Below are 20,419 nucleotides of genomic sequence, written 5' to 3' on the forward strand. Positions count from 1 at the left end.
AACCGGCGCTCGATGGTCTCGACCGTTCGCGAAGCGCCACTACATTGGTCTCCATGATCCAGCTTGTCGGTCGTGGCGTCGCGGGCCTTGCCCTTGTCTTTTTCTTTTACATCGCCGCGGGTGGCCTGATGACCGCGACAGGCGCGCCCAAGCTTCGCGGCCAGATGGTCGAGATCGAGCCTGGACGCACGCTGCGTCTGGTGTGCGAAGGGCCCCGCAGCGACCGTCCGGTAGTGTGGCTGGAGGCGGGAGCCTTCGGCTTCGCGGCGGACTGGGGGGCGGCGCAGGAGGCTTTGACCGCCGCAGGCTGGCGATCCTGCGCCTATGATCGCGCCGGCATGGGTTTTTCCCCCAAAGGCCCGAGCCCTAGGGATGGACTGGCCATCGTCTCGGACTTCGAGAAGCTGGTCGCGGCGTCCGGCGAGCCTGGCCCCTACATCCTGGTTGGCCACTCGATGGCCGGTCTTCGGCTGCGCGAATACGCCGGTCGCCACCCCGACAAGATTGCGGGCCTTGTCATGGTCGATGCGGCGACGCCGGAGGCGGCGCTTAACCCGTCGATGCAGGGCTTCATCAAGACCTTCGCGCGGGTGTCGAAATGGGCCGCGTTCGGGGCCTCGATCGGGCTCTACAAGCCGCTGATCCACACGCGTCTCGGCGATAAGATCGACCTCCCCCCGGCGGCCAAGGCCGAGAAGGGGTGGGCGTTCGCCAACGGCCGTCACAACCGCACAGCTGCCGAGGAGGTGGGCTTGTGGGCCGAGGCTTCGGCTCAGGCCGCCGCTCAGCCGCAATTTGATCCCAAGTGGCCGATGGCGGTGGTCACGGCGGGGCCCGTTGCGGGGCGTGAGCTCCGCAAGGAAATGCAAGCCGCTCCGGCTCGTCGCGCGGTGCATGGCTATGTCGATCACGTCGAGGCCGCGACCCACCAGCTCTTGATCGGGCGCCGCTTCGCCGATCATATCGTCCGCGCCATCGCCTTCGTGGCCGACGCTCGCGGGAAGGGCTGATACAACCAGAGCGTAGGAGCGATTCGGGAGCCGTCTCATGGTCAGCGCCGTCACCCTGGAAGGGGTCAGCAAGACCTACGACGACTTCCACGCCGTGCGCGATGTCAGCTTCGAGGTTCCGGCCGGACGGATCACCGGCTTCCTTGGTCCGAACGGCGCCGGGAAGACCTCCACGCTCCGCATGATCCTGGGGCTCTTGCCGCCTACCGCAGGGCGGATATCGGTCCTGGGGGCGCCGGACGCGACCAGAGTCCGCGAACGGATCGGCTTTCTCCCCGAGGAGCGCGGCCTCTACAAGCGCATGACGCCGATCGACGCGATCGCGTTCTTTGCCGGCCTCAAGGGCGTGCCCGAGGTTGAAGGCCGTAAGCGGGCCGTGGCCCTGCTGGAGGCTCAAGGCCTGGGCTTCGCCATGAAGCGGCCGATCAAGGATCTGTCCAAGGGGATGGCCCAGAAGGTTCAGCTTCTCTCGGCCCTGGCGCATGAGCCGGAACTGGTCGTGCTCGACGAACCCTTCTCCGGTCTCGACCCGGTCAACCAGCAAGCGCTTGAGACCATGATCCGCGAGATCGCCGCGCGGGGCGCCACTGTGCTGTTCTCCACCCACGTGATGCAGCACGCCGAGCGGCTTTGCGACAAGGTGGTCCTGATGGCGCGGGGCCGGAAGGTCTTCGACGGTGATGTCGCCAGCGCGCGGTCGGCCGCGCCGCGGGCGCTGGTCCTGGAAGGCGAACTGACGGCCGAGGAGGTCGTCGCCTTGCCCGGTCTTGGCGAGGTCACCTCCGAGGCGCTGCCCGAAGGCGGGTGGCGTCATGTCGCTCGCTTGCCGCAAGTTGGCACCGGGCAGGACGCTCTGAAGGCCGCGTTCGCCCGAGATCTCTTGTTGCGACGGTTCGAGCTCAAGGAGCCCAGCCTGCATGACGCTTTCATCGTTCTGACGGGAGGCCAGGCATGAGCCGCCTGCTGAAGATCGCGCGCCGGGAATACCTGGCCTATGTCCGAACGGTGGGCTTTTGGCTGTCGATCATCGCCTTGCCTTTGGTGATGGGCGTTAGCACCTCAGCGCCCTTGCTGATGATGAAGTCGGCCCAGCCCGAACGGCTGGCCATCATCGACCTGACCCAACAGTCATTCGCGCCCGCCATCACGCAGGCCATGGCCGAGGACCAGGATCGCGCGACGTCTAGGGCTCTCCGGGCGGCGGCGCTGTCATCGGCGGGCCCCGAGGCGCAGGAAGCGGTTCGCAAGGCGCAGCAGGAAGGCGGCGACGCCGCGGGGCGCGAAGCCTTGGCGCGCTTCAACCCGACGGCCGCCGCGCGTTTCAAGCCGCCCAAGGTCGACGCGATCGTGCTGCCGCCTCCGGCCCAGGCCCTGGCCGCAAAGACCCCCGCCGAGGCGGGCGCGATCGCTCGCCGCGAGGTCGCCGAGAAGCGTCTGGACTCGGTGCTGATCATCAGCGGACGCGACGCGAACGTCACCCTAGACTTGTGGAGCCGGAATCTCGCGGCGCCGGTTCTGGAGAGCGATCTGCGTCAAACCGTCAGCGAGATCATGCGCGAGCGGGCCCTGGCCCGGGCCGGCGTCTCGGCGCAGACCCTCAGCCAAGCCGACGCCCTCAAGCCCGCATTCAATAGTCTGTCGCCGAAGGCCGCCTCTGGCGCGAAGGTCGCGCTGCGCGATCGGCTGCCCACCTATGTCGGCCTCGCCGCCGGCTTCCTGCTGTGGTCGATGGTGATGACCGGCGCCAGCATCCTGCTGAACAGCGTGATCGAGGAAAAGTCGAGCAAGATCCTGGAGGTCCTGCTGTCATCGGCTTCGGTGCCTGAGATCATGGGCGGCAAGATCCTGGGCGTTGCGGGCCTGACCCTCACGGTTATGGGGGTCTGGGCGATGGCGGGTTGGGTGGCCCTCATCAACTTCGCGCCCGGTCTGGCGGGCGATCTGGCCGCCGTGCTGCTAGGCAAGGGGCTAGTGTTCTATTTCGGCGTCTATCTGGTGGGCGGCTACCTGATGTACGCCGCCCTGTTCGCCGGCGTCGGTGCGTTCTGCGAGACTCAACGCGACGCCCAGACCCTGCTGGGGCCGATCATTCTGGTGATGTCGATCCCGATCATTTTCATGAGCCAAGCGATCCGCTCGCCGGACTCGCCGATCCTCTCCACGCTCTCGTGGATTCCGCCGTTCACGCCGTTCCTGATGCCTGTGCGGATCGCCGGGGATCCGCCCTTGGTTCAGGTGGTCGGCACAACGGTTCTGATGGTGGTGACCACGATCGCCCTGGTGGCGTTCTCGACGCGGGCGTTCCATGTCGGCGCGCTGGCGACGGGTAAGATCGACCTCAAGACCCTGATCCGCCAGATCGCGCGAAAGCAGGCGGGCTAGAGTCTGGAAATGACAAAGGCCGCGCGGATCACCGCGCGGCCTTCGAATCTTCAGCGATGTGAAGAAGCTCCGGTCTTACCGGCTCGGCTTCTTCGGCATCGGCAGCAGGCCTTCGCGCTGAGCGCGCTTGCGGGCCAGCTTGCGAGCGCGACGGACGGCTTCAGCCTTTTGGCGAGCGCGCTTTTCCGACGGCTTTTCATAATGCACGTGCCGCTTCATTTCGCGGAACGAGCCTTCGCGTTGCATCTTCTTCTTCAGAGCCTTCAGGGCCTGATCGACGTTGTTGTCGCGGACGAAAATCTGGACCAGGGGTATCTCTCCATTCGACAGCCCGACCAATATTCCCAAGTCCCTCTTGAGGGGCCGGGCGGGCGAATAAAACCAGTGCCCCGGAAGGGGTGCTTCCAGGCGATGAGGCGGGGCTGATAGCAGAGCCAACGGCCGCTGTCCATGCGCGACGCGGCCTAAACCACGGTGTAGACTCGGATTCATGAGCGAAACCGTCGACACCTCCGGCCAAGCTTCCGACCAGGCCGGCTTGAACTGGGCCGAACAGGCCGAACAGCGCGTTCTGGACGAGGCCCTGCGTCTTGCGCCAAAAGCCGGCTGGAACAGCGGACTCGTCAGCCGTGCGCTGGCGGCCGCCGGACTATCTGACGGCGACGGGCAGTTGCTGCTGCCTGAAGGGCCTCGCGATCTGGCCGCGCTGCTGTCGCGACGCCATGACGCGGCGGCTCTCGGGCGCCTGCAAGCGCTCGACGTCGCCGCCCTGAAGATTCGTCAGCGAATCCGCGAAGGCGTCGTCGCACGGCTCGATGCGGCGCAGGAGCACGCGGATGTGCTGCGCCCCCTAGCCGCCTTTCTGGCCTTTCCGACCAACCTGGCCCTGGCCCTGAGGCTGACGTGGGAATCGGCCGATGTGATCTGGCGTTGGGCTGGTGACACCGCCACGGACGAAAACCACTACTCCAAGCGGGCGATCCTGTCGGGGATCCTGATCTCGACCCTGGCCGTCGACATGGCTTCGGGGCGCGTCTCGGCGCTGTCGCATCTGGATGCGCGGATAGACAACGTGATGGCCTTCGAGAAGTGGAAGGCGGGCCTGAAGCCGATGGACCTGGCCAGCGACATGGTCTCTGCGCTGGCCCGGATACGGTTCGGCCGCTAGGCGAGGGGGCTTAGCCCCCGAACGCCGCCGTCAGGCGATCGAACTGAGCCTGCACCGGGCGGGGCGCCTCCTCGTTCGGAGACTCCACGTACATCCGGCGGTCCAGGTGGCGGACGCGCTCATAGAGGCGCTCGGAACGCTGCAGCAGGTTCATCAGGCCAAAGGGCAGTTCCTCGACGGCCGGACCGTCCGCGGGGGCTTCCTCGCCCAGGCGATAGGCTTCGGCGCAGGCGGCTTCCGGGGGCATCTCGCCTTCACGGACGGCGCGCTGCACCAGCAACCACGAGGCCACCTGCATCAGGCGGGTGGTCAGGCGCATGCTTTCGGTGGCGTAGCCTAGCGCGGCGTTGCGCGAGAGGACCTTGCTGTCATGGCGTCCGGCCCCGTCGAGATAGGCGGCGGTCTCCTCGACCAGCTGCATGCCTTCCTCGAAGGTCCGGTCGAACAGTTCCGATCGCGCGAAATCCTGGATCACTCCAGCGCGCCAAGGCGTGTCCGCGAACGCGTTCACTTCGGTCATAGCTACTCAATGCCCCTTCGAAAGGCCGCGAGGACGTCCCGCTTGGCGACCGAACTGCAACGCCCGTGCCAGAGCCAACCGTCCCGTTTCGCGACCCGCCCTTTCGAACCGACCTAAAACCCCTCAAGGCGAAAGACGCCTTAAGCCGCCAGTAACCTCACCGAAACCTTAAAGGAACCGTTAGTCCAGGCGACCAAACAGCGCATTGGCCGCATCTCGCCCGGCCTTTTTCTTGGCGAGCTGGGCCTTGGTGCGTTCGATCTCGGCCTGCAACGCGGTTATCCGCTCTTCCAGTTCCGAGACGCCGTACACCTCGAGGTCCTCATGGGTCGCCTCGTTCAGAGCGCGTCCGCTGAAGGCGCGGGCTTCCGCAGGCTCCTCGAACATCGGCTTTTCTCCCTTTTCTGTCAGACATCTGACGCCTACCTAGGCCGCAAGGCAAGCATCACAAGGAGCCCACGATGGCCGAGACGATGACGGCGATCGCTATCGAAGGCGGCAAGGGACCTGCTCAGGCGCTACACGCCGTTCAGTCAGATCGCCCCACGCCGGGCCCGGGCGAAATTCTGATCAAGGTGGCCGCAGCCGGGGTGAACCGCCCCGACCTGCTACAGCGCATGGGCTTCTATCCGCCGCCGCCGGGCGCGCCCGCGACCTTGGGTCTGGAAGTGGCCGGTGAGGTCGTGGTGGGTGCGGGCCGCTGGAAGGCGGGCGACAAGGTCTGCGCCCTGCTCGGCGGCGGCGGCTACGCCGAGTACGCCGTGGTCGACGCTCGCCACGCCCTGCCGATCCCGGGCGATCTGGACCTGATCCACGCCGCCGCCCTGCCCGAAACCGTCTTCACCGTCTTCGCCAATGTGTTCGAGCATGGCGCGCTCAAGGCCGGGGAGACGCTTCTGGTTCATGGTGGAACGTCCGGAATCGGAACAACCGCGATCGCCATGGCCAAGGCCGCCGGCGCCAAGGTGATCGCCACCGGGCGCGGCGCCGACAAGAAAGCCAAGGCGCTCGCGCTGGGTGCTGACATCGCCGTCGATGCAAAGGCCGAGGACTTCGCCGAGGTGGTCAAGGCCGCCGGCGGGGCGGACGTGATCCTCGACATGGTCGGCGCCAGCTATTTCGAGAAGAACCTCGATGCGCTGAATATCGGCGGCCGCATCGTCTACATCGCCAGCCTCGGCGGTTCGACGCTGGAGGTTCCGGTGATGAAGATCATGCAGAAGCGGGCGGTGATCACGGGCTCGACCCTGCGACCGCGCTCTGCGGACGAGAAGGCGCGCCTCACCGCAGAGGTCGAGCGCGGGGTCTGGCCGTGGGTCGCTGCAGGCAAGCTGACGCCGATCATCGACGCGACTTTCCCTCTCGCCGAGGCGGCCGGGGCTCACGCTCACCTCGAGGCGGGCGAGCATGTTGGCAAGGTGGTCCTGACGGTCTGAAGTAATGAGCGTGCAAATTTGAGCGGTGAGATCGCCGTCTCTGCTTGTGCCCCGTTCCCTTTTCACGAGAACCGGATTATAGCGTTCACCAACAACCCGCCCGGCCGAAAGGCCGGGCGCCGTCATTTCTGGAGGACCGCATGTCCGACATCCTGATGCCCAAGGCGACCGCCGTCTGGTTGGTGGACAACACCTCGCTCAGCTTCGAGCAGATCGCCGATTTCTGCGGCCTGCACCCGCTGGAAGTGCGGGGCATCGCCGATGGTGAAGTGGCGCGCGACATCCGCGGCGCCGATCCGATCGGCAACGGCCAGCTGACCCGCGAGGAGCTGGATCGCGCCCAGGCCAACCCCGACTATCGGATGAAGGCCCAGGTGAGCCGCCACGCCGAGCTCCTGAAGCCGGCCAAGAAGGCGCCCCGCTATACGCCCGTGTCGCGCCGCCAGGACCGTCCGGACGCCATCGCCTGGTTCCTGCGTCACCACCCGGAAGTCACGGACGCCCAGATCTCCAAGATCCTCGGCACCACCAAGGCCACGATTGAGCAGGTGCGCGCCCGCACGCACTGGAACGCGGCCAATATCAAGCCGGTCGATCCGGTGACCCTGGGTCTGGTCGGTCAGCTGGAGCTGGACGCCCTGGTCAAGAAGGCCGCCGAGAAGAAGGCCAAGGATGATCTGAAGAAGGGCATCCTGCCGGAAGACCCCACCCTGCGTCCCGCCTCGGAAGAGGGCCAGTTCGAGCCCGAGGTCGAGGAAGAAGATTTCCGGGCCAAGCGCGGCGAGATCAAGGCCGAGGACGTGTTCGGCCAGTCGACGGGCTACGTGGACGAGGAAGACGAGGACTAAGCCTCAGCTCGTCCCCAAAATAGCAGAGGCCCCGCTCCTTGCCGGAGCGGGGCCTCTCGTTTTTCGGCTGCCTCTAGCAGCTAGTGCATTCGAGCCCTAAGGCCCTCGATCTCTTCCTTCAGCCGCAATTTTTGCCGCTTAAGCTCCCTGAGCGCCGTTCCGTCGCTACCGGGTCGATTGGTCTCCTCCTGAATCTTGCGATCGAGGTTCTCGTGACGGGACCCAAGCTCGCGGATACGGGATTCGATGGCCATGGCTCTCGGCTCCTTGCTGTTGGAGAGGAAAGTGAACACCCGCTGCGCGGCGCTGTCAGATCACATATGATTGCAATCGGCCCCGCTTGACGTGGCGCGGCTTGCTCCCATGACGGATAAAAATTCACCATGTCGGACGGCTCAAAGAACGCTGATCGCCCACGTCTAGTGGTGGGCATAACGGGCGCTTCCGGGGTGGCCTACGGACTTCGGGCGCTTGACGCGTGCCGAGACCTGGGGGTCGAGAGCCACCTTGTCATGTCGAAGTCCGCCGCTCTGACCCTGACCCAGGAAACGGGTCTGTCGGTCTCCGACGTCAGCGCCAGGGCCGATGTTGTCCACCGCGCCGCAGATGTCGGCGCCTCGATCGCGTCCGGCTCGTTCCGCACGTTGGGCATGCTCATAGCGCCCTGTTCGGTCCGCACGATGAGCGAAATCGCCACGGGCGTAACGTCTTCGCTGATGACCCGCGCAGCTGACGTTGTCTTGAAAGAGCGTCGGACCCTGGTGCTGATGGTGCGCGAGACGCCGTTTCATCTGGGTCACCTTCGCACGATGACCAGCCTGGCCGAGATGGGCGCGGTGATCGCCCCGCCTCTGCCGGCGTTCTACGCCAAACCAGCCTCGATCGAGGAGATGGTCGACCAGTCGGTGGGCCGGGTGCTTGATCTGTTTGGTCTGTCCTGGCGACCCGTGAAGCGATGGGGCGAGGATCTCGAGACCATCACCGGCAAGTCGGAAGGTTAACGCGATGGGCGCGGCTAAAGGGCTTTGGGACTGGGCGTTGGACGCCTATGCGCGGCAACCTGTCGCAGAGGCGTGCCTGCACCTGCAGGACGCCCACGGTCAGAACGTGCCCTACCTGCTTTGGGCCGCCTGGATGGCCGAGCAGGGGAGGTCGGCGGATCTGAAGACCGCCGCCGGCGTGATGCGCGGCTGGGACCGGGATGTCGGCGCGCCCCTGCGTGGCGTGCGACGGGCGTTGAAGGCGCCACGGCCGTCCGTCGACGAGATCAGCAAGGAAGCCTTCCGTGACGCCGTGAAGGCCGTGGAGCTCCGGGGCGAGCGGGTGCTGATGGAGAGCCTCGAGGCCCTTGCGGGGCCGCCAACCGCTCCTGCGAGCCTTGTGGACGGTCTTGTGGCCGCCGCGGAAGCGTCCGGCGATCCGCCGCGCCGCGCCGCGCTGGAAAGGCTCGCCTCAACGCTTGAAGCCCCGCAGGACTGAGCGCCTTTACCGCTCGTCAGCCTTTGCTATCTATGACCCTGAAGGGGCCCCACCGAGATGACGTCCATGAACGACGATGATCCGTCGGATGATACCGACATCGCGATCGAACGTCGCCTCGCCGACCTGCGCGAGGAGCACAAGGACCTCGATGACTCGATCCGGGCATTGGAAGAGCGCTTCCAGCCCGACATGCTGCAGATCGCGCGTCTGAAGCGCAAGAAGCTGGCCCTGAAGGACGAAATCGGCCGTTTGGAGGATCTCCTGACGCCGGACATCATCGCCTAAAGCTCATCTGGTTTGGAAACCATCTAAACCAGATAAACAGGCGCTAGCCCGCCACCGCCTTCGCACAGGCGACTCGCGCTTCGGGCGTCAGCGTCGCGGGCGTTTTGATCCGTTGCACGGTGACTTGGCCCGGGCCGCGCGGCAGGAACCGGATCACTTCGGGCTTTCCGTCTTTTTCCACCGCGAGCCCGACCTCGACCGTGCTGTCGCCGGGCTTGCCGCCCTGGCGGCCAAGATACTTCATGCCGTCACGAAGGCCCGCAGCATAGGCGGGGCCCGAGGGATCGACGCCCGCAATCATGCGTCCCCTCCCGGTTTCGGCGAGATCAAGGCCCAGCCAGTAGGCCGGTCGCGTCAGGGTCTCGACAGTGAGGCACCCGCCAAAGGCGTCCGGCGGCAGCAGGATCCGTTCGCCTCGGGTCACGAAGCGGTCGATCTCGGGCGTCAGGTCGACGCCGGTCAGGCTCCGGGATATGGGAACCAAGGCCTCCGGCGCGGGAATGGGATTTTCGCCGCGGCGGCGGGCGGCTTGATCGCGCATGGCCAACATGACGCGGTCGAGGCCGCCCTTGGCCGTGAGCCTGTTTTCCACCAGCACGGCCAGCTGCGCGCCGCGTTGGTAGGGCAGCTTCTGAACGGCCTTGTCGCTCCAGAACTTTGCGACGATCTCATCGTTGTTCGCTTCGATCGCCGATGACGTCGCATAGGCCTCCAGGGCCTCGTTCCAGGCGGCGGCGAAGGTCTCCAGGTCCACGAGGCCCGATCGCAGCGCCAGGCGGCGGGCGTAGTAGTCGGTGAAGCCCTCGCTGAACCAGTAGCCGGCGGGCTCGCGCGCGCCATCGATCGCACCGCCCAGCCGCTCGCCGTTCCACGTGTGCAGGTACTCGTGGGTCAGGAAGAGGCGATAGTCCTCAAGTTTGGTGTTCTGGGTCGAGATCACCGCGAAGGCGTCGTCCAGCCCGGTTCCCCGATATGAGGTCCAGCCCTTCGGCGCAGGCAGGGCGGCGAAGGTGATCAGGAAAGGCGTTCGCCCATCGCCCCAGAAGGCGCGGGTCGCGCTGATCGATCGCGCCGCCATGTCGGCGAAAGCCTCAGCGCTGAAGGGGAACTGCCCGCGCATCGCGACGGTCAGCGGCGCGCCGTCAAGGTCTCGGCGGGCCTCAACCAGGTCCGGATAGGCGATCAGGACGCTCGGGCCCAGTTGCTCGATCGGGGCCGGCTTTCGCATCATCGACGACAGGTCGGTGGCCAGTCGCAGAGAGGATCCCGCAGGATCCCAGACGAACCTGGCCTGATCGCCTTCCCGCCCTTCGGGCGTCACGAACACGGTATGACCGATCAGATAGAAGCCGTCGGGTTCGACGATCGGCTGGCCGTAGTTCGGGCCATCGGGCGGCGGCGGGCCCTCGTAGGCGCCGACGACCTGATAGCGGACCGTCAGCGGCGCACGCGGCTTGGAGGTGACGACCCAGGTCTTCTCATCGGCCTGGGCAAGTCGGCCGCCCGTCACGGCGGGATTTTTCAGAAAGCGCCAGAGCCGCTCGCCGCCGCCCCACTCGGTAGGCAGGCGCAAACGGGTCACGCCGTCGGCGTCTGCGGGCAGGGTCACGGTGACGGAAACGGCGCGGACCGCGCCGGTTTCAAGAAGGGGCGCGACACGATAGACGTTCACGCTGGGCTTTGGCGTCGCCGCCTGGGCGGACGCCGCTCCGGCGATCGCCAGCATCAGGGCGGCCAAAGCCGCCTTTGGGCGACCGCAGATCATCGAGAGCTCCCCTGAATTTCGGAGCTCACCCTAGGGGCGCGACAGGGGGTGGGTCAGCTTAAAGTTCTGTCACGCCGCTTGCCGGCTCTCCAGCGCGCGGACCGTCTGCAGAAGACGTCCCGGCGTGATCGGCTTTTCCAGCCGCGCATCCGCATGTTGGTCATCCTTGAGCAGGCGAGGATCGATAGCCGAGGCCATCAAGGTGACCGCGCCGGGCAGGGCTCGGCGCACCGCGCTGACGAGTTCGCCGCCGCTCATGCGGGGCATGGTGAAATCGGTGATGACCAGATCGGGTCCGAAGGTGTCCAGAGCCTCAAACGCCTCTTGACCGTCACTGCATAGCAGGACGTCAAATCCAGCTTCCGTCAGGGTGATCTCGTAGATCATCGACAGAACCGGATCGTCTTCGGCGATCAGGATACGCTGCATGACCTTCAATCTCGCGCTCATGCTTAACAAACCGTGAAGCTAGTTAGCCCGGACACGCAGAGTGAGTCGCCGTGCGATAAGGTCGCACGATCAGCGGTTGCCATAGCGAAGGTTTGGGCGCCGTGGGTGGCGTTGGCCTAGGCGGTTCTGCGTTTGCGAACGAACATCGCCGCGTCGGCTTCGGCCAGCGCTTCCTCGGGATCCGCACCGGGCTCGATTTCCCGCACGCCGAACGAGATATGCAGCGGCGCCGACCATTCGCCAAACTCCACCGGCGCGGCGCGGACAGCCTCAGCCAGGCTTTGGGCCTTGGCCAGGGCGGTTTCCTTATCGGCTTGCGCCAAGAGCACGGCGAATTCGTCGCCGCCCATCCGGCCGACGATATCGCTTTCCCGGACATTCGCCAGCAAGCGCTTGGCGACGGCCTTCAAGGCCTCGTCGCCCGCCGCATGACCAAAGCGGTCATTGACGCTCTTGAAGCCGTCGAGGTCGAAGAAAACGATGCTGGCGGGCGATCCGTAGCGCTGGGCGAAGGCGGCGACGCGCTTCATCTCGCGAAGGAAGGCGCGACGGTTCAGCACGGGCGTCAGGACGTCCATGTCGGCGAGGCCCTGAGCCTCATTGAGCCGGAGCTTAAGGACCGACACCTCGTTCCGCAGGTCCTCGATCTCGCTCATCAGGGTTTGCAGCGCCTCGACGACCTTTGGCGTAAGGTCGGCCTCGGTCAGACCCAGGAAAGCTGCGCTGTCGGGGGCGGACACCTCGCGGGTCGCGACCTGCGCGCCAGCGCGCGCCAAAGCGCGCTTGCGAATGGCGGCGAAGGGTTCGGTCCGGGCGCCTGAGATCTTCATGGCCTTATGGAGAATCGAATTGCACAGCTGCGGGACATGGTTAACGGGAACGGCGTTCGACGCAATCCAGGCGCCGAAGAGTCGCAGGGCCAGGGCCTGATCTGGACGCCAAACGCGCGTCCAATGTCCGGCTTGAGCGACCTCGTGTCGTTTTGGGGTTGCGTACGGGGAGCGGCCCGCATACGGGGCGGCTTTCATCCGCCGCCGCCGAGTTCAAGGGACGACGCCGATGCCTTCGACCACGCCTCCCGTCGCTATCATCATGGGCAGCCGCTCGGACTGGCCGACTATGAAGGTCGCGGCCGATGCGCTCGACAGCTTGGGTGTGGCCTGGGAGGCCAAGGTGGTTTCGGCCCACCGCACGCCCCAGCGACTGTTCGACTTCGCGACGGGGGCCGAGAAGGCCGGCTACAAGGTGATCATCGCCGGCGCCGGCGGCGCGGCGCACCTGCCGGGCATGGCGGCCTCGATGACCAACTTGCCGGTCCTGGGCGTGCCCGTACAGTCCAAGGCGCTTTCCGGGCTCGATAGCCTGCTTTCGATCGTTCAGATGCCCGGCGGGATTCCTGTCGCCACCTTGGCCATTGGCGAGGCGGGGGCCAAGAACGCCGGACTTCTCGCAGCCCAGATCCTGGCCTTGTCCGATACGGCGCTCGCTGGCCGCCTGGCCGCTTTCCGGGCCGCCCAGACCGATAGCGTCGCCGAAAGCGTCGAGGACTGATCCCAATGGCTTCGTTCCCCCTGGTTCCCGGTTCCACCATCGGCGTCCTCGGCGGGGGACAGTTGGGTCGCATGCTGGCCCTGGCCGCCGCGCGGCTGGGCTTCGACGTTGTGATCCAGGACCCCGAGGAAGGCTCGCCCGCTGGCCGTGTCGCCGCGCGCCAGATCGTTGCGGCCTACGACGATCGCTGGGCGCTGAAGCGCCTTGCCGAAGCCTGCGACGTTGTCACCTATGAATTCGAAAACGTCCCCGCCGACACCGTCTCGGAGCTGACGGCGCTGGGGGCCCTTGTCTCGCCAGGCGCCAAGGCCCTGGCCGCCGCTCAGGACCGCGTGGCCGAAAAGACGTTCATGGCTGAGATCGGCGTGCCCACGGTGGCTTTCGCCGCCGTCCACGACAGTCAGAGCCTCGCCGAGGCCGTCGCCCGGATCGGCGCGCCGTCGCTGCTCAAGACCCGCCGCGAAGGCTATGACGGCAAGGGACAGGCCTGGATCCAGAAAGCCAGTGACGCCGAGGCGGCGTTCGACAAGATCGGCCGTCAGCCCGCGATTCTTGAAGCGCCGGCCGACTTTGGCCGTGAGCTGTCGGTCATCGCAGCGCGCGGCCGCGACGGCGAGATCGCCTGCTATCCGGTGTCTGAGAACCACCACGAGGGCGGCGTCCTGCGCCGCACCGTTGCGCCGGCCAAGATCACCCCGGCCACGCGGGATCAGGCCGAGTCGATCGTGGCCAAGATCCTCACTGCGCTGGACTACGTCGGGGTCATCGGCGTGGAGCTGTTCGAACTCTCCGGCGGCAAGCTGCTGGTCAACGAGTTCGCGCCGCGCGTCCACAACACCGGCCACTGGACCCAGGACGGCTGCGAGGTCGATCAGTTCGAGCAGCACATCCGCGCCGTCGCCGGCTGGCCCCTGGGCCCGACCGAGCCCCATCATCACGTTGAGATGACCAACCTCCTGGGCGCCGACGTCGACGCCTGGAGGAAGCTCGCCGCCGAACCCGAGACCCGCGTGCACCTTTACGGCAAGGGCGAGGCGCGTCCCGGCCGCAAGATGGGGCATGTGAACCGCCTGCGGCCCTTGCGCGACTAGTCCGCCTCGTGCGGGCCGTTCAGGTCGTCGGCGTCGAAGTCGTAGTCCAAGAGATCGCCAGGCTTGCAGTCCAGGGCCGCGCAGAGGCGGGCCAGGGTGCGGAAGCGGATGCCCTTCACCTTGCCGGAGCGGAACAGGGACAGCTGTGTTTCGCTGAGACCGACCTCCGCCGCCAGGTCGCGCGCCTTCAGGCCCTTGGCGACGATCAGGGCGTCCAGGGTGACGCGGACGGGCATCAGATCATCTCGTCGAGTTCAGCCTGCGCCGCGAGGGCCTGGTCCATCACCCGGCCCAGCAGGAACAGCGCGCCGCCGATCATGCCCAGCGTCATGCCGGCGACGTCGAAGTGCAGATAGCCGCCCTTGGCCTGTCCCAGAAACCGCATCAGGTTCGTGACGACGAAGACGCTGGTCAGCCCGCCGGCGCCCAGAGCCAGTCCGACGCGACGCAAGGCGGGCGGCAGCGCGGCCTGGATGAGCCGGCCGTTGGCGAGTTCGCCCAGCGTCTGGCCTATGGTCCACACCGCGAACAGATAGCAGGCGATCGGCAGGTTCCAGACCGTCGCGGCGAGCATCGCGCCCGGACGCCAGGGCGCATCCTTGAGCAGCACCAGCAGCAACGGGAACACCCAGGCCATCAGCGCGACCAGCAGGCCGACGCTGATCACCATGAACATCGCCAGCCAGCGGAACTGGCGGCATCGGCGGCGGAAGGCGAGGATTTCGGTCTGGCTCATGATCGGCGAGGGGGTTGGAAACCTGTCTTGTCTTTAATCTTGACTTAAAGATTCCAACTCCGCAACTTTATCTCTCACTTAAATTTCGTGAGCGCCGCCAATGTCCGCCGCTATCGAGACTCAAGGCCTGTCCCGCCGCTTCAGCGCGCGTCTGGCGGTCGATGATCTGTCGATGACCGTGCCAGAGCGGGCGGTTTACGGCTTCCTGGGCCGGAACGGCGCGGGCAAGACCACGACCCTGAAAATGATCCTGGGCCTGATCCGCCCCAGCGCAGGGACGGTGAGGGTCAACGGGATCGACGTCTCGCGCGACCGCATCGGCGCGGCCCGGCAGGTCGGCGCGCTGCTGGAGGCGCACGGCTTCTATGGCAATCTGACGGGTCGAGAGAACCTTGGACTGACCGCCACGCTCCTGAGCTTGCGGCCCACCGAGATCGACCGCGTACTGGACGTCGTGGAAATGCGCGCGGACGCCGACCGCAAGGTGAGCGGCTATTCGCTGGGCATGCGCCAGCGGCTGGGCCTAGCCCGCGCCATGCTAGGCGCGCCGTCGATCCTGGTGCTGGACGAGCCGACCAACGGCCTCGATCCCGACGGCATCGCCGACATGCGCCGGTTCCTCAGAAGCCTGCCAGACCGCACGGGGGCCACCGTGCTGCTCTCCAGCCACCTGCTGGGGGAGATCGAGCAGACCGCGACCCATGTCGGCGTGGTCAACGACGGGCGGCTGGTGCTCGAGGGCGAGCTGTCGCGGCTGAAGGCCGATCTGGCGCCCGAGATCCTGGTGCGGACAGGCGACGACGCCCGCGCCGTCCAGGCGCTGCTGGCCAGCGGCCATTCGCCGGTCGCCGTCGAGGGCGGCCTCTCGGTGGCGCTGAAGCCTGGTCAGGACGCCGACCAGGCCGCCGCCGAGCTCGTCCGTGTGCTGGTCGCGGGCGGGGCGCCGGTGTTCACCGTAGGGCCCAAGCCGCGATCCCTGGAGGACATCTATCGCGGCGTCGCCGCGTCCCGTTCATCGCAAGCCGAGGCCGCCTGATGCTCGCCGTCCTGTCCGTTGAAGTCCGCAAGCTGAACCGCTCGCTGGCGGCGTTGTTGGCCGTCGCTGCGCCGACCCTGATCGCCATCTTCCTGTTCTTCAACCTGCTGCGCGGCAAGAAGGCCCCGCCGTGGGAGATGTGCCTGCAGATGTCGGGCACGGTGTGGGCCTTCTTCATGTTGCCGATGAGCGTGACGGCCCTGACCGCCCTGGTTGCACAGATGGAGCATGCGCCCCGGAGCTGGGATCATCTGCGCGCCTTGCCTGTCGCGCGGTTGAAACTCTACGCCGCCAAGGCTGCCTGCGTGATCGCCCTCGTCGCGGCGATGAGCGCGCTGAACCTGCTCTTCACGTGGGGCGCGGTGACCCTCGCGGGGACGATCAAGCCCGTCGTCATGCCAGTGGGGGCGCCGGATCTGGCCAAGCATGCCCTTCTCCTAGCCAAGGTGATGGCCGCCGCCACGCTGATGATCGCTATCCAGCTTTGGACGGCCTTGCGGTTCGCCAGCTTTGTGCCGGCCCTGGCGCTCGGCATTGGGGGGACGTTCTTCTCCGTGGTCGCCACCTCGGCCAAGCAGGGCGTGTTCTTCCCCTGGCAGATGCCGGTCAACATGATGGCGCGCGATGCTTGGCGTATCGAGACGGCCCTGGCGCTCGGCGGCGGCCTCGGGTTGCTGGTCCTGGTCTCGGCGATCATCCATCTGGCGCGGCGAGAGGTTCTGTAGCGCGCGTCGGGCTGCTAGAGCGCTCCGCAGCGGTGAAGTGGAGCGCGCGATGAGCGAACAGGCCCTGATCGGACTGATCGGCGGGATGAGCTGGGAAAGCTCGGCCCAGTACTATCGGCTGATCAATGAGGCTGTCCGTGCGCGGCTGGGCGGCGTCGCCTCCGCGCGGACCCTGATGTGGTCCTTCGACTTCGCCGAGATCGAGCAATTGCAGCACGCTGGGCGCTGGCCGGAGCTGTCGCGGCGTCTGGCTGATGCGGCGCGGGCCCTTGAGGCGGGCGGCGCGGACTTCCTGGTGCTGTGCACCAACACCATGCATCGCGAGGCCGACGAGATCGAGGCGGCGGTGCATATCCCGCTTTTGCATATCGCTGATCCGACCGGCGAGGCGATCCGCGCGGCGGAGATCTCTACCGTGGGCCTTCTAGGCACGGCCTTCACGATGGAGCATGACTTCTATCGCGGACGGCTGGAGCGAAAGCACGGCCTTACGGTTCTGACGCCCGAGGCCGAGGATCGCGCGACCGTCCACCGGATCATCTACGAGGAACTGGTCGCAGGCCGGGTGCTGGACGCCTCGCGCGAGGCCTACCGGGCGGTGATCGCACGGCTGGTCGCCCGCGGCGCGGAGGCGATCATTCTTGGCTGCACGGAGATCATGCTGCTGGTCTCGCAGGACGACAGCCCGGTTCCTGTCTTCGATACAACGACCCTTCACGCGATGGCCGCGGTGGAGCGGGCGCTGACGCCGGCCACCCTTTAGTAAGGCAGGTTGTCCGGCGCGGGCTGACTTGAAGGCGGCGCGACGGGGGTCGCCGCTTCCAGCTCTGACGCCGCGCGCGAGAACTCGGCCGATAGCGTCTCGTAGAAGCCGTTGCGCGGATCCGGCTCGCTCTGCGGGGCGGGGTCGGGCAGTAACCACTCGAAGTCGCGGACGGCCAGGGTCTGATGTGCGGTCATCATGAAGCGCCGCCAGATGCTGGCGGGGATGTCGCCGCCGACGACCTTGTTCATCGGCTTTTCGTCATCGTTGCCGACCCAGACGCCGGTGACATAGTCGGGGGTGAAGCCGACGAACCAGGCGTCGCGCCAGTTCTGGCTGGTGCCGGTCTTGCCTGCGACGGGACGTCCGAAGGCCGCCCGCTGGGCGGTGCCCTGGGAGACGACCTTCTTCATCATCTTCACCATCATGCTGGCGTGCGCGACGTCGTAGACGCGACGCTCGCCCTGCGGCGGCTGATGCTGGAAGATCTGCTGGCCGCCCTGGGTGGTGATGGACTCGATCACATAGGGTTCGATCCGGAGTCCGCCCTGCTGGAACACCTGAAAGCCCGAGGTGATCTGCAGAAGGTTCACCTCATACGAGCCCAGGGCCACCGAGAGGTCAGGCGACGGCGGCAGGCTGGTGATGCCGAAGCGACGGACCAGATCGCCGATCGCCGGACCGCCGACCTCCTGGCCGAGCTTTACAGCCACCGTATTGATCGAGGTGACCAGAGCCTGCTCGACGGTCATCGGCCCCCGATAGCCGCCGCTGTAGTTCTCGGGCGCCCAGGTCCCGAACTTGACCGGCTCGTCCACCCGCATGTCGGTTGGCAAGACACCCTTCTCGACGGCGGCGGCGTAGATAAACGGCTTGAACGTCGAGCCGGGCTGGCGCTTGGCCTGGATGGCGCGGTTGAACGGACTTTCGGAATAGTCGGTCCCGCCGACCATGGCGCGAATGGCCCCGTCCGCCGACAGCGACAGCAGCGCCGCCTGGCTGGCGCCCGAGCGCGTGGTCTCGGTGGCCATCGTCTGGCGCACGACCTCGGCGCCCTCGCTCTGGAGCAAGGGGTCGATCGTCAGGCGCACCACCAGGTCCGGCGCGTTCTGGCCGGCGATCTTGACCGCCTCGGTGGTGGCGTAGTCGAGCACCCAGCCGTAGTCGCCCTCGTCTTGCAGCGCCATCGGGGACAGGCGCGGCGTGTCGTCCAGGGCGCGGTTTTCCTGCTCGGCCGTAATCCAACCTTCCTTGCGCATGTTGGCCAGGATCAGGCGAGAACGCGCCAAGGCGCGCTCCATATCGTTGGTCAGGGCGAGGCGAGACGGCGCCTTGGGCAGGCTGGCCAGCAATGCGGCTTCCGACAGGGTGAGCTGGCTGGCGGGCTTGCCGAAATAGGTCTGGGAGGCCCCGTCGATGCCATAGGTGCCGGCGCCGAAATAGATGCGGTTCAGATAGAGCTCGAGGATCTCGTCCTTGGTCAGGACCTGCTCGAGCTTGTAGGCCAGCAGCATCTCCTGGAGCTTGCGCTTGACCACCCGGTCGGGGGTCAGGAACAGGCCCTTGGCCAGTTGCTGGGTCAGGGTCGAGGCGCCCTGGCGGGTCCTCCCGGCGCGCCAGTTGATCCAGGCGGCCCGGGCGATGCCTTGGAGGTCGATGGCCCCGTGCTGGTAGAAGCGTCGGTCCTCGGCCGCCAGGAACGCCATCGGCACATAGTTGGGCACCGCGCCAAGGGTGATGCGCTGGCCATAGCGCGGGCCGCGCGTGGCGATCACCTGGCCGTTGCGGTCCTCAAAGCGGATACCCGGCGCCCGGTTCACCGCGAACAGCGCCTCACGCGAGGGCAGGGCGGGGGTGTCCTTCAGGTACTTGAACCAGACATAGGCGCCGCCGGCGGCGACGCTGAGGACAGCAAGCAGGAAACCGACCAGGAGCGTTCCCCACACCCATCCCCATTTCCGGGACTTCTTCCTGGCCGCGGCGTGTTTGAGATCGGCGCGGAAGGGTTCTTCCGGCGGCGGCTCTGACGGCGGTGGCGCAGGGGGCGTGTCGCTGGACAGACGGAACGGGTCATGGCCCTGCGGCGCCCAGGGGTCATGCGAGACGCTATCGCTGGCCGAGGCCTGACCGGGCTTCGGCGGCTCTCCGGGGCTCTTCCCGTCGTCGAACTTGTAGGGCGGAAGCGTCCAGTCGTTCACGGTGTGCGTCAGGCTCTAGTTGGTCGCCGGATAAATCGGGTTTAGGACGGCGCTATGACGCCACGCAAACCTTTCTGGCAGACGAAGACGCTCGCCGAAATGACCGTCCCCGAGTGGGAGAGCCTATGCGACGGCTGCGGTCTTTGCTGCCTGGTTCGCTTCGAAGACGAAGACACCGGCGAAATCATCCCCACGCGGGTGCACTGCCAGCTGTTCGACGAGCGCCTTTGCCGCTGCAAGGACTATCCGAACCGCAAGAAGACGGTGCCCGACTGCATCAAGCTGACGCCTTACAATATCGAGGATCTGGAGTGGATGCCGCCCTCCTGCGCCTATCGCCGGCTGCATGAGGGCAAGGACCTGCCGATGTGGCATCCGCTGGTGACCGGTGATCCGGAGAGCACGCACAAGGCTGGAATCTCGATCCGCAACCAGACGGTATCGGAGCTGAGCTTCAAGGACGCCGAGGATGCGATGGATTTTGTCGCGACCGACCTGATGCGTGATCGCGGGGACGATCTCTACGATCCGGAGGAGAGTTAGGAGGCGTTACCTGAGCTCCAGACACGAAAAAGGCCAGCCCGCAAACGCGGAGCCGGCCTCTCGTCGCCCTTACGGCGAGAAGGGTGCTTAGGCCTTCTTGCCGGTGAAACCGGCGAACTTGGCGTTGAAGCGCGAGACGCGACCGCCGCGGTCCATCAGCTGGGCGTTGCCGCCGGTCCACGCCGGATGGGTGCGCGGATCGATGTCGAGCGCCAGGTTCGCGCCTTCCTTGCCGTAGGTCGAGCGGGTCTTGTAGCTCGAGCCGTCCGTCAGGGTGACGGTGATGAAGTGGTAGTCGGGGTGAATGTCTTGTTTCATGGCGGCGATCCAGACCGACTAAGCCGGCGAGTGAGAATGGGGTAAGCGCCATCTCGCGCACGCGCGGGGTGGCCCTCGAAGACGCGCGGCTATAAAGAACCCGCGCGATTTT

Annotated in this window: 26 protein-coding genes; 15 read left to right on the plus strand and 11 right to left on the minus strand. The window is 66.5% G+C overall.

The window, feature by feature from the left end; all coding sequences use genetic code 11:
* Window positions 1-53: 53 nt before the first annotated feature.
* From ACT53N_RS07500 to ACT53N_RS07510, 3 genes are read left to right on the plus strand one after another with little or no spacing between them, the layout of a single operon-like run.
* Entirely contained in the window at window positions 54-1,010 is a 957-nt protein-coding gene (locus ACT53N_RS07500) for an alpha/beta fold hydrolase (RefSeq protein ID WP_476063303.1), read from the plus strand.
* 37 nt (window positions 1,011-1,047) lie between these two features.
* Entirely contained in the window at window positions 1,048-1,965 is a 918-nt protein-coding gene (locus ACT53N_RS07505) for an ABC transporter ATP-binding protein (protein WP_476063304.1), read from the plus strand.
* Complete coding sequence (locus ACT53N_RS07510) at window positions 1,962-3,392, plus strand: ABC transporter permease (RefSeq protein WP_476063305.1); 1,431 nt, start codon at window positions 1,962-1,964, stop codon at window positions 3,390-3,392. The genes ACT53N_RS07505 and ACT53N_RS07510 overlap by 4 nt, the downstream gene beginning before the upstream one ends.
* A 75-nt stretch (window positions 3,393-3,467) precedes the next feature.
* Here the strand turns inward: ACT53N_RS07510 and rpsU are convergent, their stop codons facing one another.
* Window positions 3,468-3,701: a 30S ribosomal protein S21 gene (rpsU, locus tag ACT53N_RS07515; RefSeq protein ID WP_096053900.1), complete on the minus strand. Its 234-nt coding sequence runs from the start codon at window positions 3,699-3,701 to the stop codon at window positions 3,468-3,470.
* 181 nt (window positions 3,702-3,882) lie between these two features.
* Between rpsU and ACT53N_RS07520 the strand changes: the two genes are divergently transcribed.
* Complete coding sequence (locus ACT53N_RS07520; protein ID WP_476063306.1) at window positions 3,883-4,560, plus strand: COQ9 family protein; 678 nt, start codon at window positions 3,883-3,885, stop codon at window positions 4,558-4,560.
* Between the two features lie 10 nt (window positions 4,561-4,570).
* On the opposite strand, the gene rcdA is transcribed toward ACT53N_RS07520, so the two are convergent.
* Window positions 4,571-5,080 (minus strand): protease adaptor protein RcdA, encoded by a 510-nt coding sequence (gene rcdA, locus ACT53N_RS07525; RefSeq protein ID WP_476063307.1) that lies wholly within the window; start codon window positions 5,078-5,080, stop codon window positions 4,571-4,573.
* Between the two features lie 180 nt (window positions 5,081-5,260).
* Window positions 5,261-5,467 carry a DUF1192 domain-containing protein gene (locus ACT53N_RS07530; protein ID WP_476063308.1) on the minus strand — a complete coding sequence of 69 codons (207 nt, stop codon included), beginning with the start codon at window positions 5,465-5,467 and terminating at the stop codon, window positions 5,261-5,263.
* Between the two features lie 74 nt (window positions 5,468-5,541).
* On the opposite strand from ACT53N_RS07530, the gene ACT53N_RS07535 reads away from it, so the two are divergent.
* The gene (locus ACT53N_RS07535) at window positions 5,542-6,516 is read left to right on the plus strand and encodes an NAD(P)H-quinone oxidoreductase (protein ID WP_476063309.1); all 975 of its coding nucleotides are present in this window, start codon (window positions 5,542-5,544) and stop codon (window positions 6,514-6,516) included.
* Window positions 6,517-6,656: 140 nt separating this feature from the next.
* Window positions 6,657-7,364: a DUF1013 domain-containing protein gene (locus ACT53N_RS07540; protein ID WP_476063310.1), complete on the plus strand. Its 708-nt coding sequence runs from the start codon at window positions 6,657-6,659 to the stop codon at window positions 7,362-7,364.
* An 80-nt stretch (window positions 7,365-7,444) separates the two neighbouring features.
* Here ACT53N_RS07540 and ACT53N_RS07545 read toward each other — a convergent pair whose 3' ends face one another.
* Entirely contained in the window at window positions 7,445-7,618 is a 174-nt protein-coding gene (locus tag ACT53N_RS07545; protein ID WP_476063311.1) for a YdcH family protein, read from the minus strand.
* Between the two features lie 129 nt (window positions 7,619-7,747).
* On the opposite strand from ACT53N_RS07545, the gene ACT53N_RS07550 reads away from it, so the two are divergent.
* From ACT53N_RS07550 to ACT53N_RS07560, 3 genes are read left to right on the plus strand one after another with little or no spacing between them, the layout of a single operon-like run.
* A complete protein-coding gene (locus ACT53N_RS07550; RefSeq protein WP_476063312.1) occupies window positions 7,748-8,365 on the plus strand; it encodes a UbiX family flavin prenyltransferase in 618 nt (205 codons plus the stop codon).
* A gap of 4 nt (window positions 8,366-8,369) precedes the next feature.
* A complete protein-coding gene (locus tag ACT53N_RS07555) occupies window positions 8,370-8,843 on the plus strand; it encodes a TIGR02444 family protein (protein WP_476063313.1) in 474 nt (157 codons plus the stop codon).
* 57 nt (window positions 8,844-8,900) lie between these two features.
* On the plus strand, window positions 8,901-9,131 hold the full coding sequence (locus ACT53N_RS07560) for a YdcH family protein (protein ID WP_476063314.1): 231 nt from the start codon (window positions 8,901-8,903) through the stop codon (window positions 9,129-9,131).
* A gap of 43 nt (window positions 9,132-9,174) precedes the next feature.
* Here ACT53N_RS07560 and ACT53N_RS07565 read toward each other — a convergent pair whose 3' ends face one another.
* The 3 genes from ACT53N_RS07565 to ACT53N_RS07575 form a co-directional block, all read right to left on the minus strand.
* The gene (locus ACT53N_RS07565) at window positions 9,175-10,896 is read right to left on the minus strand and encodes a M61 family metallopeptidase (protein ID WP_476063315.1); all 1,722 of its coding nucleotides are present in this window, start codon (window positions 10,894-10,896) and stop codon (window positions 9,175-9,177) included.
* Between the two features lie 69 nt (window positions 10,897-10,965).
* A complete protein-coding gene (locus ACT53N_RS07570; RefSeq protein WP_476063316.1) occupies window positions 10,966-11,325 on the minus strand; it encodes a response regulator in 360 nt (119 codons plus the stop codon).
* A gap of 137 nt (window positions 11,326-11,462) precedes the next feature.
* Window positions 11,463-12,176, minus strand: coding sequence for a GGDEF domain-containing protein (locus ACT53N_RS07575; protein WP_476063317.1), 714 nt, complete (start codon window positions 12,174-12,176; stop codon window positions 11,463-11,465).
* A 229-nt stretch (window positions 12,177-12,405) separates the two neighbouring features.
* On the opposite strand from ACT53N_RS07575, the gene purE reads away from it, so the two are divergent.
* Window positions 12,406-12,897 (plus strand): 5-(carboxyamino)imidazole ribonucleotide mutase, encoded by a 492-nt coding sequence (gene purE, locus ACT53N_RS07580; RefSeq protein ID WP_476063318.1) that lies wholly within the window; start codon window positions 12,406-12,408, stop codon window positions 12,895-12,897.
* Between the two features lie 5 nt (window positions 12,898-12,902).
* Window positions 12,903-13,988, plus strand: a complete 1,086-nt coding sequence (locus tag ACT53N_RS07585; protein WP_476063319.1) for a 5-(carboxyamino)imidazole ribonucleotide synthase — start codon at window positions 12,903-12,905, stop codon at window positions 13,986-13,988.
* Here ACT53N_RS07585 and ACT53N_RS07590 read toward each other — a convergent pair.
* Together ACT53N_RS07590 and ACT53N_RS07595 are read right to left on the minus strand one after the other, a co-directional pair.
* Window positions 13,985-14,224, minus strand: coding sequence for a helix-turn-helix domain-containing protein (locus ACT53N_RS07590; protein WP_476063320.1), 240 nt, complete (start codon window positions 14,222-14,224; stop codon window positions 13,985-13,987). The genes ACT53N_RS07585 and ACT53N_RS07590 overlap by 4 nt on opposite strands.
* A complete protein-coding gene (locus ACT53N_RS07595; RefSeq protein WP_096052540.1) occupies window positions 14,224-14,724 on the minus strand; it encodes a DUF2975 domain-containing protein in 501 nt (166 codons plus the stop codon). The genes ACT53N_RS07590 and ACT53N_RS07595 overlap by 1 nt, the downstream gene beginning before the upstream one ends.
* Window positions 14,725-14,824: 100 nt before the next feature.
* Between ACT53N_RS07595 and ACT53N_RS07600 the strand changes: the two genes are divergently transcribed.
* The 3 genes from ACT53N_RS07600 to ACT53N_RS07610 are packed head-to-tail and all read left to right on the plus strand — an operon-like array spanning window position 14,825 to window position 17,248.
* On the plus strand, window positions 14,825-15,760 hold the full coding sequence (locus ACT53N_RS07600) for an ABC transporter ATP-binding protein (protein ID WP_476063321.1): 936 nt from the start codon (window positions 14,825-14,827) through the stop codon (window positions 15,758-15,760).
* Complete coding sequence (locus ACT53N_RS07605) at window positions 15,760-16,485, plus strand: ABC transporter permease (protein WP_476063322.1); 726 nt, start codon at window positions 15,760-15,762, stop codon at window positions 16,483-16,485. Before ACT53N_RS07600 ends, ACT53N_RS07605 begins: the two co-directional genes overlap by 1 nt.
* Before the next feature lie 49 nt (window positions 16,486-16,534).
* A complete protein-coding gene (locus tag ACT53N_RS07610) occupies window positions 16,535-17,248 on the plus strand; it encodes an aspartate/glutamate racemase family protein (RefSeq protein WP_476063323.1) in 714 nt (237 codons plus the stop codon).
* Here the strand turns inward: ACT53N_RS07610 and pbpC are convergent.
* Window positions 17,245-19,446: a multimodular transpeptidase-transglycosylase PbpC gene (gene pbpC / locus ACT53N_RS07615; protein WP_476063324.1), complete on the minus strand. Its 2,202-nt coding sequence runs from the start codon at window positions 19,444-19,446 to the stop codon at window positions 17,245-17,247. The genes ACT53N_RS07610 and pbpC overlap by 4 nt on opposite strands.
* Before the next feature lie 54 nt (window positions 19,447-19,500).
* Here pbpC and ACT53N_RS07620 point away from each other — a divergent pair, with 54 nt between their 5' ends.
* Window positions 19,501-19,989 carry a YcgN family cysteine cluster protein gene (locus tag ACT53N_RS07620; protein WP_476063325.1) on the plus strand — a complete coding sequence of 163 codons (489 nt, stop codon included), beginning with the start codon at window positions 19,501-19,503 and terminating at the stop codon, window positions 19,987-19,989.
* Between the two features lie 87 nt (window positions 19,990-20,076).
* Here the strand turns inward: ACT53N_RS07620 and rpmE are convergent, their stop codons facing one another.
* The gene (gene rpmE, locus ACT53N_RS07625) at window positions 20,077-20,307 is read right to left on the minus strand and encodes a 50S ribosomal protein L31 (RefSeq protein WP_004616338.1); all 231 of its coding nucleotides are present in this window, start codon (window positions 20,305-20,307) and stop codon (window positions 20,077-20,079) included.
* Window positions 20,308-20,419: the final 112 nt, after the last annotated feature.

The sequence above is a fragment of the Caulobacter sp. DMC95 genome (assembly GCF_056313785.1).

Excerpts from the sequence above, each read along its gene's own strand:
- ACT53N_RS07565 (WP_476063315.1), bottom strand. The coding sequence starts at position 10,896 with ATGATCTGCGGTCGCCCAAAGGCGGCTTTGGCCGCCCTGATGCTGGCG.
- ACT53N_RS07595 (WP_096052540.1), bottom strand. The coding sequence starts at position 14,724 with ATGAGCCAGACCGAAATCCTCGCCTTCCGCCGCCGATGCCGCCAGTTC.
- rcdA (WP_476063307.1), bottom strand. The coding sequence starts at position 5,080 with ATGACCGAAGTGAACGCGTTCGCGGACACGCCTTGGCGCGCTGGAGTG.
- ACT53N_RS07535 (WP_476063309.1), top strand. The coding sequence starts at position 5,542 with ATGGCCGAGACGATGACGGCGATCGCTATCGAAGGCGGCAAGGGACCT.
- ACT53N_RS07590 (WP_476063320.1), bottom strand. The coding sequence starts at position 14,224 with ATGCCCGTCCGCGTCACCCTGGACGCCCTGATCGTCGCCAAGGGCCTG.
- ACT53N_RS07510 (WP_476063305.1), top strand. The coding sequence starts at position 1,962 with ATGAGCCGCCTGCTGAAGATCGCGCGCCGGGAATACCTGGCCTATGTC.
- ACT53N_RS07530 (WP_476063308.1), bottom strand. The coding sequence starts at position 5,467 with ATGTTCGAGGAGCCTGCGGAAGCCCGCGCCTTCAGCGGACGCGCTCTG.
- ACT53N_RS07605 (WP_476063322.1), top strand. The coding sequence starts at position 15,760 with ATGCTCGCCGTCCTGTCCGTTGAAGTCCGCAAGCTGAACCGCTCGCTG.
- ACT53N_RS07620 (WP_476063325.1), top strand. The coding sequence starts at position 19,501 with ATGACGCCACGCAAACCTTTCTGGCAGACGAAGACGCTCGCCGAAATG.
- ACT53N_RS07545 (WP_476063311.1), bottom strand. The coding sequence starts at position 7,618 with ATGGCCATCGAATCCCGTATCCGCGAGCTTGGGTCCCGTCACGAGAAC.
- ACT53N_RS07560 (WP_476063314.1), top strand. The coding sequence starts at position 8,901 with ATGACGTCCATGAACGACGATGATCCGTCGGATGATACCGACATCGCG.
- ACT53N_RS07600 (WP_476063321.1), top strand. The coding sequence starts at position 14,825 with ATGTCCGCCGCTATCGAGACTCAAGGCCTGTCCCGCCGCTTCAGCGCG.
- purE (WP_476063318.1), top strand. The coding sequence starts at position 12,406 with ATGCCTTCGACCACGCCTCCCGTCGCTATCATCATGGGCAGCCGCTCG.
- ACT53N_RS07570 (WP_476063316.1), bottom strand. The coding sequence starts at position 11,325 with ATGCAGCGTATCCTGATCGCCGAAGACGATCCGGTTCTGTCGATGATC.
- ACT53N_RS07610 (WP_476063323.1), top strand. The coding sequence starts at position 16,535 with ATGAGCGAACAGGCCCTGATCGGACTGATCGGCGGGATGAGCTGGGAA.
- ACT53N_RS07540 (WP_476063310.1), top strand. The coding sequence starts at position 6,657 with ATGTCCGACATCCTGATGCCCAAGGCGACCGCCGTCTGGTTGGTGGAC.
- rpmE (WP_004616338.1), bottom strand. The coding sequence starts at position 20,307 with ATGAAACAAGACATTCACCCCGACTACCACTTCATCACCGTCACCCTG.
- ACT53N_RS07550 (WP_476063312.1), top strand. The coding sequence starts at position 7,748 with ATGTCGGACGGCTCAAAGAACGCTGATCGCCCACGTCTAGTGGTGGGC.
- ACT53N_RS07520 (WP_476063306.1), top strand. The coding sequence starts at position 3,883 with ATGAGCGAAACCGTCGACACCTCCGGCCAAGCTTCCGACCAGGCCGGC.
- ACT53N_RS07585 (WP_476063319.1), top strand. The coding sequence starts at position 12,903 with ATGGCTTCGTTCCCCCTGGTTCCCGGTTCCACCATCGGCGTCCTCGGC.
- ACT53N_RS07555 (WP_476063313.1), top strand. The coding sequence starts at position 8,370 with ATGGGCGCGGCTAAAGGGCTTTGGGACTGGGCGTTGGACGCCTATGCG.
- ACT53N_RS07505 (WP_476063304.1), top strand. The coding sequence starts at position 1,048 with ATGGTCAGCGCCGTCACCCTGGAAGGGGTCAGCAAGACCTACGACGAC.
- ACT53N_RS07500 (WP_476063303.1), top strand. The coding sequence starts at position 54 with ATGATCCAGCTTGTCGGTCGTGGCGTCGCGGGCCTTGCCCTTGTCTTT.
- ACT53N_RS07575 (WP_476063317.1), bottom strand. The coding sequence starts at position 12,176 with ATGAAGATCTCAGGCGCCCGGACCGAACCCTTCGCCGCCATTCGCAAG.